10 protein-coding genes are annotated in these 14,517 nt (G+C 61.8%); 9 read left to right on the plus strand and 1 reads right to left on the minus strand.

Annotated features, from left to right (window positions below):
- Positions 1-18 precede the first annotated feature (18 nt).
- The 9 genes from nuoN to dnaE all read left to right on the plus strand — a co-directional run bounded on the left by nuoN (position 19) and on the right by dnaE (position 13,240).
- Entirely contained in the window at positions 19-1,461 is a 1,443-nt protein-coding gene (gene nuoN / locus AC4P1R_RS04560) for an NADH-quinone oxidoreductase subunit NuoN (RefSeq protein WP_069460752.1), read from the plus strand.
- A complete protein-coding gene (locus tag AC4P1R_RS04565; protein WP_069460753.1) occupies positions 1,458-2,225 on the plus strand; it encodes a biotin--[acetyl-CoA-carboxylase] ligase in 768 nt (255 codons plus the stop codon). Before nuoN ends, AC4P1R_RS04565 begins: the two co-directional genes overlap by 4 nt.
- A gap of 26 nt (positions 2,226-2,251) precedes the next feature.
- Positions 2,252-3,919: a ribonuclease J gene (locus AC4P1R_RS04570; RefSeq protein ID WP_492177461.1), complete on the plus strand. Its 1,668-nt coding sequence runs from the start codon at positions 2,252-2,254 to the stop codon at positions 3,917-3,919.
- A gap of 64 nt (positions 3,920-3,983) precedes the next feature.
- Positions 3,984-4,388 carry a methylmalonyl-CoA epimerase gene (gene mce / locus AC4P1R_RS04575; RefSeq protein ID WP_069460755.1) on the plus strand — a complete coding sequence of 135 codons (405 nt, stop codon included), beginning with the start codon at positions 3,984-3,986 and terminating at the stop codon, positions 4,386-4,388.
- 259 nt (positions 4,389-4,647) lie between these two features.
- On the plus strand, positions 4,648-4,917 hold the full coding sequence (locus AC4P1R_RS04580) for a DUF1467 family protein (RefSeq protein WP_069460756.1): 270 nt from the start codon (positions 4,648-4,650) through the stop codon (positions 4,915-4,917).
- Between the two features lie 864 nt (positions 4,918-5,781).
- The gene (proS, locus tag AC4P1R_RS04585; protein ID WP_069460758.1) at positions 5,782-7,110 is read left to right on the plus strand and encodes a proline--tRNA ligase; all 1,329 of its coding nucleotides are present in this window, start codon (positions 5,782-5,784) and stop codon (positions 7,108-7,110) included.
- A gap of 18 nt (positions 7,111-7,128) precedes the next feature.
- Positions 7,129-8,439: a lipoprotein-releasing ABC transporter permease subunit gene (locus tag AC4P1R_RS04590; protein ID WP_069460759.1), complete on the plus strand. Its 1,311-nt coding sequence runs from the start codon at positions 7,129-7,131 to the stop codon at positions 8,437-8,439.
- Positions 8,440-8,456: 17 nt separating this feature from the next.
- Positions 8,457-9,143 (plus strand): ABC transporter ATP-binding protein, encoded by a 687-nt coding sequence (locus AC4P1R_RS04595; RefSeq protein ID WP_069460760.1) that lies wholly within the window; start codon positions 8,457-8,459, stop codon positions 9,141-9,143.
- Positions 9,144-9,745: 602 nt separating this feature from the next.
- Positions 9,746-13,240: a DNA polymerase III subunit alpha gene (dnaE, locus tag AC4P1R_RS04600; protein WP_069460761.1), complete on the plus strand. Its 3,495-nt coding sequence runs from the start codon at positions 9,746-9,748 to the stop codon at positions 13,238-13,240.
- A gap of 25 nt (positions 13,241-13,265) precedes the next feature.
- Here dnaE and AC4P1R_RS04605 read toward each other — a convergent pair whose 3' ends face one another.
- Positions 13,266-14,477 (minus strand): L,D-transpeptidase family protein, encoded by a 1,212-nt coding sequence (locus tag AC4P1R_RS04605; RefSeq protein ID WP_069460762.1) that lies wholly within the window; start codon positions 14,475-14,477, stop codon positions 13,266-13,268.
- Positions 14,478-14,517: the final 40 nt, after the last annotated feature.

Here is a 14,517-nt window from a genome sequence, read left to right on the forward strand (position 1 = left end):
CACAGGACGTGATTGGACATGACTGCTGAAACCCTTATTGCAAGCCTGCAACTCTCGATGCCCGAGCTGATCCTTGCGATCGGCGCGATGGTGCTGTTGATGGTCGGCGTCTTCTCGAGCGAAAGGTCGACGGCGACCGTGACTGGGCTCGCGGTTGCGGTGCTGATCTTCGCCGGGCTGTGGCTGGTTCTGAAGACGGGCCAAGGCGCGGCCTACGGCGGTGCCTTCCTCTCCGATCCGTTCTCCAAGTTCATGAAGGTCCTGGCGCTGATCGGCTCGATCACTGTCATGGTCATGACCGTCGGCCATGCCCGCTCGGCCCAGATCGACCGGTTCGAGTTCCCGGTGCTTCTGCTGCTTGCCACGCTCGGTATGCTGTTGATGATTTCTGCCAACGACCTGATCTCGCTTTATCTGTCGCTGGAACTGCAGTCGCTCGCGCTCTACGTGGTCGCAGCGATCAATCGCGACAGCATCCGTTCGACGGAAGCGGGCCTCAAATATTTCGTTCTCGGTGCTCTGTCGTCAGGCATGCTGCTCTACGGCATGTCGCTCGTCTACGGCTTCACCGGCCATACCGGCTTCGACCAGATCGCCACTGCGCTGACATCCGAGGGCCGCTCGCTCGGCCTCGTCTTCGGTCTCGTCTTCATTCTTGCCGGGATCGCCTTCAAGATCTCCGCCGTGCCGTTCCATATGTGGACGCCGGACGTTTACGAGGGTGCACCGACGCCGGTCACGGCCTTCTTCGCCGCAGCGCCGAAGGTCGCGGCCATGGCCATGCTCGTCCGCATCGTCATCCACGCCTTCGAACCGGTCGTCGCCGACTGGCAGCAGATCGTCGTTTTCATCTCGATCGCTTCGATGCTGCTCGGGTCCTTCGCTGCGATCGGCCAGCGCAACATCAAGCGGCTGATGGCCTATTCGTCGATCGGCCACATGGGCTACGCCCTGGTCGGCCTCGCCGCCGGCTCGATGACCGGCGTACGCGGTGTGATCCTCTATATGCTCATCTATATGGTGATGACGCTCGGCACCTTCGCCTGCATCCTCGCCATGCGCCGCCGGGAAGGCGAGAATGTGGAAGGCATCGATGATCTGTCGGGCCTGTCGCAGACGAACCCCTTCATGGCGACGGTTCTGACGCTCCTGATGTTCTCGCTTGCGGGCATCCCGCCGCTTGCCGGCTTCTTCGGGAAGTATTTCGTATTCGTGGCTGCGATCGAGGCGCATCTCTATGCGCTTGCGATTATCGGTGTGCTCGCCTCCGTCGTGGGCGCCTACTATTACCTGCGCATCGTCAAGGTCATGTGGTTCGATGAGGCGAAGGGCGAGTTTGCACGCACCGCCGGTGAATTGCGTCTGGTCTTCGGGCTGTCCGGGCTGTTCGTGCTCGGCTATGTGCTGATCGGCGGCCCGCTCGGCAATGCTGCGGAAGTCGCGGCGCGGACCTTCTTTTGACGCGCGGGCAGGGCAGCGGCCGGATTTCAGCTGAGGACTTCCGGCATGTTGCGCTCGACGAAGCGGTCTCGACCAATAGCGAGTGCCTGGCGCGGGCCCGCGAAGGCGATCCAGGTCTGCTCTGGATCACGGCGGAGCGCCAGACCGGCGGCCGCGGCCGGCGGGGCCGTGCCTGGTTTTCGGAACCTGGAAACCTCTATGCGTCGCTGCTGCTCGTCGATGCCGCTCCCGTCGAACGCCTGCACGCGCTGCCGCTCGCGGCGGCGGTGGCGGTTCACCGCGCCATTCGCCGGGTCATGCCTCCGGGCGGGCCGGAGGTTTCGATCAAATGGCCGAACGACATTCTGATCGATGGCCGGAAGACCTGCGGCATTCTTCTTGAGGGCGAGGGGCTGCCGGACGGCCGCCATGCCTTGGTGATCGGCTGCGGTGTCAATGTGGCGGCGACGCCGAAGGAGGCCCTCTATCCGGTCACGTCGCTGCGGCAGGTGGGCGCCACGGTATCGCCCGTGGAACTTTTCGCCCACCTCTTCGTAACGATGGCCGAGACGCTGTCGCTGTGGGACCGGGGCGCCGGGATCGGCGCCATTATCGATCAGTGGAGGGCGTCGGCAAAAGGCATAGGTGAACCCATCACCGTCAACCTGCCGGATCGGTCGCTTTCCGGACGTTTTGTCGGAATTGACGAGGACGGCCGGCTGCTACTCGATACCGGCGCCGCGGCGCCGGTCGCGATAGCAGCGGGTGACGTATTTTTCGGATGAACGAGGAACAGAGGCGCATAGAATAAATGGCGCAAGAAGAAGAACTGGTATTCTTGCCGCTCGGCGGCGTCGGCGAGATCGGCATGAATCTCGGCCTCTACGGCTATGGCAGGCCGGGCAACCGCCAATGGATCATGGTCGATTGCGGCGTGACCTTCCCCGGCCCGGACCTGCCGGGGGTCGATTTGGTTCTGCCGGATATCTCCTTCCTGGCTGAAGAGCGGCGCAACTTGAAGGCCATCATCATCACGCATGCGCATGAAGACCATTATGGCGCCTTGAACGATCTTTGGCCGGGGCTGAACGTCCCGGTCTATGCCTCGCCGTTCACCGCCGGCATGCTCGAGGCGAAGCGAGACTACGAGAAGGCGCGGGCCGAAATTCCCGTCACGGTTTTCAAGTCGGGAGACCGCACCAATGTGGGTCCCTTCAGTATAGAGGCGGTCGGCGTCAACCACTCCATTCCCGAGCCGATGTCGCTCATTATCCGCACGCCTCTCGGCACCGTGGTGCACACGGGCGACTGGAAGATCGATCTTGAACCGTCGCTCGGGCCGCTGACCGACGAGGCGCGGTTCCTCCAGGTTGGCGAGGAGGGCGTGCTGGCACTCGTCTGCGATTCGACGAATGCGCTACGCGACGGCGTTTCGCCATCGGAGCGACAGGTCTCCGAGAGCCTGGCAAAGATCATTGCCGATGCGGAGGGCCGTGTCGGCATCACGACCTTCTCCTCCAATGTCGGCCGCATTCGCTCGGTCGCCGAAGCGGCGGAAGCCGCCGGCCGGGAAGTGCTCCTGCTGGGCAGTTCGATGAAGCGCGTGGTCGCCGTTGCAAGGGATCTCGGTCTGATGGAAGGGCTGAAGCCGTTCCTCGCCGAGGACGAGTTCGGCTATATCCCGCGCGACAAGGTCGTCGTCATTCTGACGGGAAGTCAGGGAGAGCCGCGGGCCGCGCTTGCCAAGATCGCCCGGGACGAGATGCGCAATGTCGCGTTCTCGGCCGGCGACACGATCGTGTTTTCGTCGCGCACCATTCCCGGCAATGAAAAGGCGATCAACGACATCAAGAACGGCTTGATTGAGCAGGGCATCCATATCATCACCGATGGCGAGGCGCTGGTGCATGTCTCCGGTCACCCGCGCCGCAACGAGCTGCAGCAGATGTATCAATGGCTGAAGCCCCGGACCGTCGTGCCGGTGCACGGCGAGGCGGCGCATCTCACGGCCCATGCCGAGTTCGCGCGGCATTCCGGCATTGCGGACGTGCCGCGCCTGCGCAACGGCCAGATCCTGCGCCTGGCGCCAGGTCCGGCGGAGGTGGTCGACGAGGCGCCGCACGGCCGCATCTTCAAGGACGGCATGCTGATCGGCGACTTCGACGAGATGGGCATAGGCGAACGGCGCAAGCTCTCCTTCGCCGGCCATGTCTCCGTCAACGTCGTGCTCGACAATCGTTATGATTTCCTGAACGATCCGGTGGTCGTGCCGATCGGACTTCCCGAGTTCGATGACGAAGGCGACGATATGGCCGACGTGCTCTATGATTCGGTGCTCGGTGCGGTGGAGAGTATTCCCCGTCCCAAGCGCAAGGACCTCGCAACCCTGCAGGAAGCGGTACGGCGCGCCGTTCGCAGCACGGCCAACCAGGTCTGGGGCAAGAAGCCGATGGTCACGGTTTTCGTCACCAAGGTCTGATTGTCGGGGCGTGGCGGTCGCAGCACCGCTTTGTCTGGCGAGGCACGCAGCGGGAGGACGTTCGATGCTGGGAAGAGTGAACCACGTGGCGATCGCGGTGCCGGATCTGGAGGCAGCAGTCGCGAGCTACCGTGCGACGCTCGGAGCGTCCGTCAGCCAAAGGCAGGCCCTGCCGGAACACGGCGTGACCGTCGTCTTTGTCACGCTTGCCAACACCAAGGTGGAGCTCTTGGAGCCGCTCGGCGATGCATCGCCGATTGCGGCATTTCTCGAAAAGAACCCGTCCGGCGGCATGCACCACATCTGCTACGAGGTGGAGGACATAATCGCGGCGCGCGATCGCCTGCAGCGGGCCGGTGCGCGTGTCCTCGGCGACGGGAACCCGAAGATTGGTGCCCATGGCAAGCCGGTCCTCTTCCTGCACCCGAAAGATTTCCAGGGCACACTGATCGAGCTTGAAGAGGTGTGACAGTCGGGCGCGGCGGAAATGTTTGCCCATTGCGCCGCATTGGCGCTATAAGGCGCCCAGTGCGTGACGGCGCCCTACTGCTTGTCTCCTTTAGTCGAGCTCGATTAAAGGACGAAGACAAGCAGCAAAACATTGCAGCGGCCTTTGCGCGTCTAAAATGACGCGCAGCGCTGTAGCTGCTGTCATGGTGCGGAAGACAAAGCCACCGCGAGAAGCTGCCGCAGCGCGGCTCGACCGCGACTCCTTTCAGGGATGCTGCATGTCCGCCTTTTCGACCTTCGCCGTTTATTTCATCATCTGGTGGATCACGCTCTTCGCGGTGCTGCCCTTCGGCGTGCGGACGCAGGCAGAGGAGAACGATGTCGTGCTCGGCACGGTCGAAAGTGCGCCTGCCAGGTTTCGTGGTCTACGCGTGGTATTGCTGACGACGGTCGTCGCCGCCGTCATCCATCTCGGCTGGTATGTCCTGTCGGTCAAGCTCGGCTATGACCTGGATACGATATTCGGTTTCATCGCTCCTCAGGGGTAGTCGCCTCCGCCACAGCGCGTCTGCTACAGCGCCGCGCGTCTTATCAGACGCGCAATAAGCAGTAGGACGAACAACGGACGCTGCAGAATTGGCAAAAAGCAAAAAGCGTGCCGCTTTCGGGTTGCTTGTGATGATGCACGCCCGCACGCATCGGCGCTGATGTGCAGTCTTGACAGCCGGCTAAATGCCGTATTCGGCGTCGCTGCTTCGGTGGGGCTGGAGCTAAAGCCAAAAAAAAACAAGGCCAAAGCCTTGTTTTTAAGTTTCGCGTGATCTCTAATCCGTTTCCGGCGGCAGCGAACGAGCGCGCCTAAGATCTTATCCTCCCAAGACTTGACCGCGAATATCGGCAGAAATTTGGCCTTCCTGCCTGTTTTGTGGGCCGAAATTAGCTCAAACATTGGGCGCTGTCACTCGATTTTTTTGCATTTTTGCTACACTCCGGCAAATTTTTCCGGTTGACAGGGGCGGCTCGCCTCCTGTTACTAGCGTGCTCTTTTGACGCAGGGTGAGGTCCGCAGTTCCGCGCAGGCCGACCAGAGCTGGATACGAGGCTGGTTCAGGCTGTCCCGACCCGTATTCCTGTGGCGAGCATGGAAGCCGGTCATTCTCGGTAACATTTTCATAGAAGGTTCGGCGGCGCGAAAATCGCCGTGCTGGAGCCGTTGCGGCAGGGTTTCCTTCCGCGCGCGAAGCGGCTATGAACGCTGGACTTAAGGCTCCCGCCGGCGCCGACGGGAGACCAAGGAGCCGAATTCAATGCAGCTCCTCCATTGCCCGGAACGGCCAATGGAGGGGTGAAGCCTAACGTCATTTCGCCCGAATCCCTCGATAGTGCGAGATTCGCCAGTTCTGGAACCCGTCATGCGCCTTTCCCGTTATTTCATGCCCATTCTGAAGGAAAATCCGAAGGAAGCCGAGATCGTTTCCCATCGTCTGATGCTGAGGACGGGCATGATCCGCCAGCAGTCGGCGGGCATCTACAGCTGGCTGCCGCTCGGCAAGCGCGTGCTCGATAAAGTGAACGCGATCATTCGCGAGGAGCAGAACCGTTCCGGCGCGATCGAGCTTCTGATGCCGACCCTGCAATCTGCGGAACTCTGGCAGGAAAGCGGACGTTATGACGCCTACGGCAAGGAGATGCTGCGCATCAAGGACCGGCAGGATCGGCCGATGCTCTACGGCCCGACGAATGAGGAGATGATCACGGACATCTTCCGTTCCTATGTGAAGTCCTATCGAAACCTGCCGCTCAACCTCTATCACATCCAGCTGAAGTTCCGTGACGAGATCCGTCCGCGCTTCGGCACCATGCGCTCGCGCGAGTTCCTGATGAAGGACGCCTACTCCTTCGATCTCGACCGGGAAGGGGCGGAACATGCCTATAACAAGATGTTTGCCGCCTATCTGCGCACCTTCGACCGCATGGGTCTGCGCGCCATTCCGATGCGCGCCGATACGGGCCCGATCGGAGGAAACCTGAGCCATGAATTCATCATTCTTGCCGATACCGGCGAGTCGGAAGTCTTCTGCCACAAGGACTTCCTCGATTTCGGGATTCCGGGCGAGGGCACCGATTTCGATGACGCCGTCGGCCTGAAGGCGATTTTCGAGAAATGGACATCGCGCTACGCCGCCACCTCGGAAATGCACGACGAGGCCGCCTTCGACGCCATTCCGGAAGCAGAGCGCCTGTCGGCGCGCGGCATCGAAGTTGGTCACATCTTCTATTTCGGTACCAAATATTCTGAGACCATGGGCGCCAAGGTGCTCGGCCCCGACGGCAAGGAGCACTTGGTGCACATGGGCTCCTATGGCATCGGTCCCACCCGTCTGGTGCCGGCGATCATCGAAGCCTCGCATGATGAAAACGGCATCATCTGGCCGAAGTCGGTCGCACCGTTCGACGTCGTCGTCATCAACATGAAAACGGGCGATGATGCTTGCGATGCCGCCTGCGCCACGCTCTACTCGGACCTCGGCAATGCCGGGCTCGATGTGCTTCTGGACGATACCGACGATCGTGCCGGGGCAAAATTCGCCACCGCCGATCTCATCGGCGTTCCCGTGCAGATCGTCGTCGGGCCGCGTTCGATCGCCAATGGCGAGGTCGAGGTCAAGGACCGAAAGACCGGCGCGCGCGAGACGATGACGGTCGGGGCCGCGATCAACAAGCTGATCGCGTTGAAATAAGAGGCAAAGGGATCGAATATGACCGCGGCGACGGAAGAGCAAGCAAAGGCAGCCGCCCCGGCGGGCGTGTCTTCCAGCCGTCCCTTCTCCGCCTTCGAGCGCATGGTGGCCTGGCGCTACCTGCGCTCGCGGCGGAAGGAAGCCTTCATCTCGGTCATCGCCGGCTTTTCCTTCGTCGGCATCATGCTTGGCGTGGCGACGCTGATCATCGTGATGGCGGTGATGAACGGTTTCCGCACCGAACTCATCTCGCGCATTCTCGGCATGAACGGCCATGTCATCGTGCAGCCGCTCGATGGTCCGCTCACCAATTATGCCGATCTTGCGGCGCGGTTCTCCGCCATTCCGGGCGTGACCATGGCGATCCCGACGGTTGAAGGCCAGGTGCTTGCCCAGGGCGTCGGCGACGCTTCGACGGGTGCGCTGGTTCGCGGCGTGAGGGCGGACGATCTTTCGAAGTTGAAGTCGATATCGAACCATATTGTTTCCGGCGATCTCGTCGGTTTCGCGTCGGGCAGCGGCATCGCCATCGGATCGCGCATGGCTGACCAGTTGGGCGTTAGCGTCGGTGGCACGGTCACGCTGACCTCGCCGAACGGCGACGTGACTCCGCTCGGGATGAACCCGCGCATCAAAGCCTATACCGTTTCGGCGATATTCGAGATCGGCATGTCAGAATATGATGCGACGATCATCTTCATGCCGCTCGAGGAAGCGCAGCTCTATTTCAATGCGGAAGGGCTCGTTCAATCGATCGAGCTCTTCGTCGAGCATCCCGATGCCGTCGACGACCTGCGCCAGCCGATCGAGGAGGCCGCCGGCCGGCAGGTCTTCATCACCGATTGGCGGGATCGCAACAAGACCTTCTTCTCCGCGCTCGCCGTCGAGCGCAACGTGATGTTCATGATCCTGACGCTGATCGTTCTGGTTGCGGCGTTGAACATCGTCTCGGGTCTGATCATGCTGGTCAAGGACAAGGGCAGCGACATCGCCATCCTGCGCACCATGGGCGCGACTTCGGGCTCGGTCATGCGGATCTTCTTCATGACCGGCGCCGCGATCGGCGTAGCCGGGACGGTGGCCGGCGTCGCGCTTGGCGTGGTCGTCTGCCTGAACATCGAATCGATCCGCCAGTTCTTCTCCTGGCTGTCCGGCGCCACACTCTTCGATCCGGAGCTCTATTTCCTGAGCCAATTGCCGGCAGACATGAATGCCGACGAAACCATCGCCGTCGTCGTCATGGCGCTGGCGCTCTCCTTCCTTGCGACGATCTTTCCGGCCTGGCGCGCCTCGCGCCTCGATCCGGTGCAGGCCCTGCGGTACGAATAACAAGGACAACAACCGGAATGAATGCGCGCGTGGCACTGCATCTCTCGGCCGTCGAGCGGCACTATGGCGAGGGCGATACCTTCCTGCCGATCCTCAAGGGCGTCGACCTGATCTTGCGGCGCGGTGAGACCGTGGCACTGGTTGCGCCATCCGGCACAGGGAAGTCGACGCTCCTGCACATTGCGGGGCTTCTCGAACATCCGGACGGCGGCGATGTCATCGTGAATGGCAAGGCTTGCAATGGCCTTAGCGACGATCGGCGCACCGCGATCCGCCGCAACGAGATCGGCTTCGTCTACCAGTTCCACCATCTCCTGCCGGAATTCTCGGCGCTGGAGAACATCATGATGCCGCAGCTGATCGCCGGCCTTCCGAAGGCGGAGGCGGCGGAGCGGGCAAGTGCGCTACTCGACTATATGCGCATCGGGCATCGCGCTTCCCACCGCCCGGCGGAGCTTTCCGGCGGCGAGCAGCAGCGCGTCGCGATTGCGCGCGCGGTCGCCAATGCGCCGCTCATTCTGCTGGCTGACGAGCCGACCGGCAATCTCGATCCCGAGACGGCCGGCTATGTGTTCGAGGCGTTGGAGGCGCTGGCCCGCCAGTCCGGTCTTGCGGCGCTGATCGCCACGCACAATCATGAACTTGCCTCGCTCATGGATCGCCGCGTCACGATCGAGGACGGCAAGATCGTCGAACTGGAATAGCGACTACAGCGCCGCGCGTCCTTTCAGACGCGCAAAGCTCGCTGTAACTCTTGGATCTGCGCATCGAGCTTTCCGAAAGTCGGGTGCGACGCCGCGCGCCAGCCGGGCAAACATTCCGCTTCGCTTGAGCCAACAGAATTGTTTCCATTTAACCCGGAAAGGCTCTAGGCGCATGCGGTGCCGCCGAAACATTTCCGGATATGGTTGTCTTTGGTGTGATCGAGCGGCTTCGCTCTGGAGAGATTGCCTCCGGACCTGGAATGACTTGCACGCCGTCCGGTTGCGTTAACCATAGCCGATGAATAGCGGGCGTTTCATTCGTCCTTGCTTGACTATCGAACAAAAAAAGAACAAAAAGGGAACAATAGCGAAAAGGAGCCATGTTATGACAGATTTCGTTCGTGATCTTGCTGCCTTTGCATCGATGACGCTCTTCATCGCGAGCGTTTCGATGATCGCGCTGGGCATGTGATTCCCTCTTCCCTGGATCGCACATCAGCGGAATGGCCGGTTTAAAAAGGTCCCCGGCCCCGCTGCAAGGCTGGACAGCCGGGACCGGAAACGGGATATGCTCCGCACCGGACAGGAATCGGAGTGCGACAATGGTAAATGGCGAAGGCACTGGGCAGGACATCACGGGCGCAAAGAACCCCCAATTCGTCCATCTGCGTGTGCACTCCGCTTATTCGCTGCTCGAGGGGGCGCTGCCGCTCAAGAAGATTATCGGCAAGGCGGTTGGCGATGACCAGCCGGCAATCGGAATAGCCGACACCAACAACTTGTTTGCGGCGCTGGAATTCTCGCAGAAGGCGGCAGACGACGGATTACAGCCGATCATCGGCTGCCAGCTCTCCATCGATATGGAGGACGAGGATGGCGAGCGGCGGGGGCATCCACATCAACTCGCGAAGCTGCCTACAATCGTCCTTATCGCCGCAACCGACGCCGGCTACGCGCGGCTCGTCGATCTCGTCAGCCGCGCCTATCTCGAAGGCGAAGGGCATCAGGCGGCGCGGATCACGCGTTCATGGCTTGCGGAGGGTGGAACGGAAGGGCTGATCGCCTTGACGGGTGCTGCCGGTGGTCCCGTCGATCTGGCGCTCAAGGCCGGCTCGCAGCCGCTTGCGGAGGCACGGCTGAAAGTGCTGCTCGCGCTTTTCGGCGATCGCTTCTATGTCGAGGTGCAACGGCAGGGCAATTACGATCGGCGTCACGAGAGCCGCATGGTGGAGCTTGCCTATTGCCACGACGTTCCGCTTGTCGCGACCAATGAGGCCTTCTTTCCTTCACCCGCCGACTACGACGCCCATGATGCCCTGATGGCGGTCGCCCATAATGCCGTCGTCTCGGATGACAGCCGTTTCCGGCTGACGCCGGATCATTATCTGAAAAGCCGCAAGGAAATGGCGACGCTCTTCGCCGATCTACCGGAGGCGCTGGAACATACGGTCGAGATCGCGCGACGCTGTTCATTCATGCTCAATACACGCAAACCGATTCTGCCGCGCTTTACCGGCGGCTCGGACGATCCGGAGGAAGCCGAACGCGCGGAAGCGGCGGAGTTGCGCCGGCAGGCGGAGGAGGGGCTGGATTTCCGTTTGGCCAAGCTCGGTATGGCGCCCGGCTATAGGGAAGAGGATTACCGCGAGCGGCTGGCCTTCGAGCTCAGCGTCATCGAGCGCATGAAGTTTCCGGGCTACTTCCTGATCGTTGCGGACTTCATCAAATGGGCCAAGGAGCATGACATTCCGGTTGGCCCCGGCCGTGGCTCCGGCGCCGGCTCGCTGGTCGCCTATGCGCTGACGATTACCGATGTCGATCCGATGCGCTTTTCGTTGCTGTTCGAACGCTTCCTCAATCCCGAGCGCGTGTCGATGCCGGACTTCGACATCGACTTTTGCCAGGACCGGCGCGAAGAGGTCATCCGCTACGTCCAGCGCAAATATGGACGCGAGCAGGTGGCACAGATCATCACATTCGGTTCGCTGCAGGCGCGAGCGGCGCTGCGTGACGTCGGGCGGGTGCTGGAAATGCCTTACGGGCAGGTCGACAAGATCTGCAAGCTCGTACCGAACAACCCCGCCAATCCGACGCCGCTTTCGAAGGCGATCGAGGAGGAGCCGCGCCTGCAGGAGGAGGCGGAGAAGGAGCCGGTCGTCGCCCGCCTTCTCGACATCGCGCAAAAGATCGAGGGTCTCTATCGTCACGCCTCGACCCATGCGGCCGGTATCGTTATCGGCGATCGGCCGCTGTCGCAGCTCGTGCCGATGTACCGCGATCCGCGTTCGGACATGCCGGTCACTCAGTTCAACATGAAATGGGTTGAGCAGGCCGGTCTCGTAAAATTCGACTTTCTCGGGCTCAAGACGCTGACGGTGCTGAAGACAGCCGTCGACTTCGTCGCCAAGCGCGGCATCGAGGTTGATCTTGCGAGCATCCCGATCGACGATCCGAAGACTTACGAAATTCTCTCCCGCGGCGAAACGGTCGGCGTCTTTCAGGTGGAAAGCGCCGGCATGCGCAAGGCGCTGATCGGCATGCGCCCGGACTGCATCGAGGACATCATTGCACTCGTCGCGCTCTACCGCCCCGGGCCGATGGAGAACATCCCGGTCTACAATGCCCGCAAGCATGGCGAGGAGGAGATCGAATCGATTCATCCGAAGATCGATTACCTGCTCAAGGAGACCCAGGGCGTTATCGTCTATCAGGAGCAGGTGATGCAGATCGCCCAGGTGCTTTCGGGTTATTCGCTCGGCGAGGCGGACCTGCTGCGCCGCGCCATGGGCAAGAAGATCAAGGAGGAGATGGACAAGCAGCGCGCCCGCTTCGTCGAAGGCGCCGTTCAGAACGGCGTCTCCAAACCGCAGGCGGATCTGATCTTCGACCTGCTTGCGAAGTTCGCCAATTACGGCTTCAACAAGTCGCATGCGGCCGCCTATGCCATCGTCTCCTACCAGACCGCCTATATGAAGGCGCATTATCCGGTCGAATTCCTGGCAGCGTCCATGACGCTCGACATGTCGAACACGGAGAAGATCAACGATTTCCGCCAGGACGCAAAGCGCCTCGGTATCGAGGTGATCTCGCCCTCGGTGCAGACGTCGTTCCGCCATTTCGAGACCGGCGACAACCGCATCTATTATGCGCTGGCGGCGATCAAGGGTGTCGGCGAGTCGGCGGTCGACCATATCGTGGAGGTTCGTGGCGACCGGCCCTTCGCAAGCCTCGAGGACTTCTGCCTCAGGATCGATCCGAAGCTTTTGAACCGGCGCGTCTTCGAGAGCCTGATCGCCGCCGGTGCCTTTGACTGCTTCGGTCATGATCGGGCCGAGCTCATCGGCGGGCTCGACCGCATCCTCGGCTTTGCGCAGCGCGCCCAGGAAAACAAGGTGAGCGGGCAGAGCGACATGTTCGGCGCAGGCGCTGCGACGGGCCCCGAAAAGATCGTGCTGCCGCCCTACACGCCCTGGCTCGCCTCGGAGAAGCTGCACCGCGAATTCCAGGTGCTCGGCTTCTATCTCTCGGCGCACCCGCTCGATACCTACGCAAAGCTGCTCCAGAAGATGCGGGTGCAGGCATTCGGCGATTTCGCCGCGGCGGTAAAAAAGGGCGCCACCGCCGGCCGGCTCGCGGGGACGGTCACATCGAAACAGGAACGCAAGACGCGCACCGGCAACAAGATGGGCATTGTTGCCTTTTCCGACGCCTCCGGCCAGTTCGAGGCGGTTCTCTTTTCGGAGACGCTGCACCAGAACCGCGATTTGCTGGAACCGGGCAAATCGCTGGTGATGACGGTGGATGCCGACGAGCGCCCGGAAGGCATCGGTCTTCGCATAAGAACGCTCCGTTCGCTAGAGGAGGAATCGCTGCAGATGCAAAAGGCGCTGCGCGTCTATGTGCGCGATTCCGGCCCCTTGCGCTCGATTGCACCCCACCTCAACACGAAGGGCGACGGCCTGGTTTCCTTCATCCTCATCAAGGACGACGGCCAGCGGGAAATCGAGGTCGAACTTGGCGAGAAATACCGGATATCGCCGGAAATCGCCGCGGCGCTGCGCTCGGCACCCGGCGTTGTTGACGTCGAACTGGTTTGAAGCGGCCCGGACCGTGAGCCGTCGCTTACGGTTGCGTGATGATGATGAAATCGGTTCCTACACCGGTCTCCATGCCGCTCTCGGTATCGGAGATCGAAAGCGATGAGCCATCGGCAAGAAGGGATGCAATGCGCCGTTGCGTATCCTCCGGCACCGAGATGCGGTTGAGCGTGTGCTTCAGGGCGTTGAAATCGCTGGTGTCCGCATCGGTCGTGATCCCAAGGCGCTTTTTCGTGGCATTCGTCAGCGCATTATCCAGAGAAAGACCGAACCATTTGCCTTCTCCCGAATAGGGGTCGAGTTCCTGAAACTGCAGAAAATGCGTGCCGAGCGCCACTCCGGGCTCGGCGATGTCGATATCGACTTCGAAGAGCGGCTGGAACGCCCGGCGTACGCGCAGGATCCCGTTCGGCGGCGTCCCGCGGCCGGCCTTGCGGAAGACCGCCTGGAGTAGCTCGGGCGTGATTTCGCCATCGGCCGGCATGCCCTCGGCCACTTGGAAGGCACGGATGGCGGCGCGTGTCGCGGGGCCGCTGTAACCGTCCGGCTCGCCGGCTTCGTGGCCAAGCGCGTTCAGGAGCATCTGCAGGTCGCGCACGCTCTCTCGCATGCCGCCCCGGGTAATCAGAATGCGAATGGGCGCCCCGTCCCGTTCGAACGAGGGCGGTAGCGGAGATCGCTCGGCTGTCGCGACCTCAATGCTGCCGGTCGCGAGATCACCAAGAGCGGGGCGCAGGGGCACGTCGGCAAGCGGCGCCGCTGGCCTTGCCTGGTTCGGCTGGAAGAGCACGTCGCTCGAAACCCGTACGGGGGCGACCTCCCGCTCGGCTATGACCACGTGCATGCCGCGCTCGGTGATCTTGAAGAGATCGGCGGCGAAGCGGTCCGGAAGCCGTACGCATCCGTGCGAGGCTGGATAGTGCGGCACGTGGTTCGAGCCGTGCAGGGCGATGCCCGACCAGGTCAGCCGCTGCATGAACGGCATAGGCGCATTGGAATAGATGTTCGATTCGTGGTGCCGGCGCTTCTCCAGGATCGAAAAGATGCCCGTCGGAGTCCTGTGGTTCGCTCTGCCGGTCGACACGTTCGAGGTGGCGATCACTCGATCGCCGTCATAGACGGCGAGTGACTGCCGCTGGCGCGATATCACGATCTGCAATGGCGACTTGCCGGCTGCTGCGGCGGATGACAAAGACACGGCGAGGACGACGAGCCCTATCCCGAGAGTGGAACGCAAGATAAACCCTCATTTGCGACGGTGGCGCCTGCAAACGGCA

The organism is Sinorhizobium sp. Y406 (genome assembly GCF_058732025.1).

What these genes read in the sequence shown, in the direction of transcription:
- nuoN (WP_069460752.1), top strand. Translation starts at nt 19, where the DNA reads ATGACTGCTGAAACCCTTATTGCAAGCCTGCAACTCTCGATGCCCGAG.
- AC4P1R_RS04570 (WP_492177461.1), top strand. Translation starts at nt 2,252, where the DNA reads ATGGCGCAAGAAGAAGAACTGGTATTCTTGCCGCTCGGCGGCGTCGGC.
- mce (WP_069460755.1), top strand. Translation starts at nt 3,984, where the DNA reads ATGCTGGGAAGAGTGAACCACGTGGCGATCGCGGTGCCGGATCTGGAG.
- AC4P1R_RS04580 (WP_069460756.1), top strand. Translation starts at nt 4,648, where the DNA reads ATGTCCGCCTTTTCGACCTTCGCCGTTTATTTCATCATCTGGTGGATC.
- proS (WP_069460758.1), top strand. Translation starts at nt 5,782, where the DNA reads ATGCGCCTTTCCCGTTATTTCATGCCCATTCTGAAGGAAAATCCGAAG.
- AC4P1R_RS04590 (WP_069460759.1), top strand. Translation starts at nt 7,129, where the DNA reads ATGACCGCGGCGACGGAAGAGCAAGCAAAGGCAGCCGCCCCGGCGGGC.
- AC4P1R_RS04595 (WP_069460760.1), top strand. Translation starts at nt 8,457, where the DNA reads ATGAATGCGCGCGTGGCACTGCATCTCTCGGCCGTCGAGCGGCACTAT.
- dnaE (WP_069460761.1), top strand. Translation starts at nt 9,746, where the DNA reads ATGGTAAATGGCGAAGGCACTGGGCAGGACATCACGGGCGCAAAGAAC.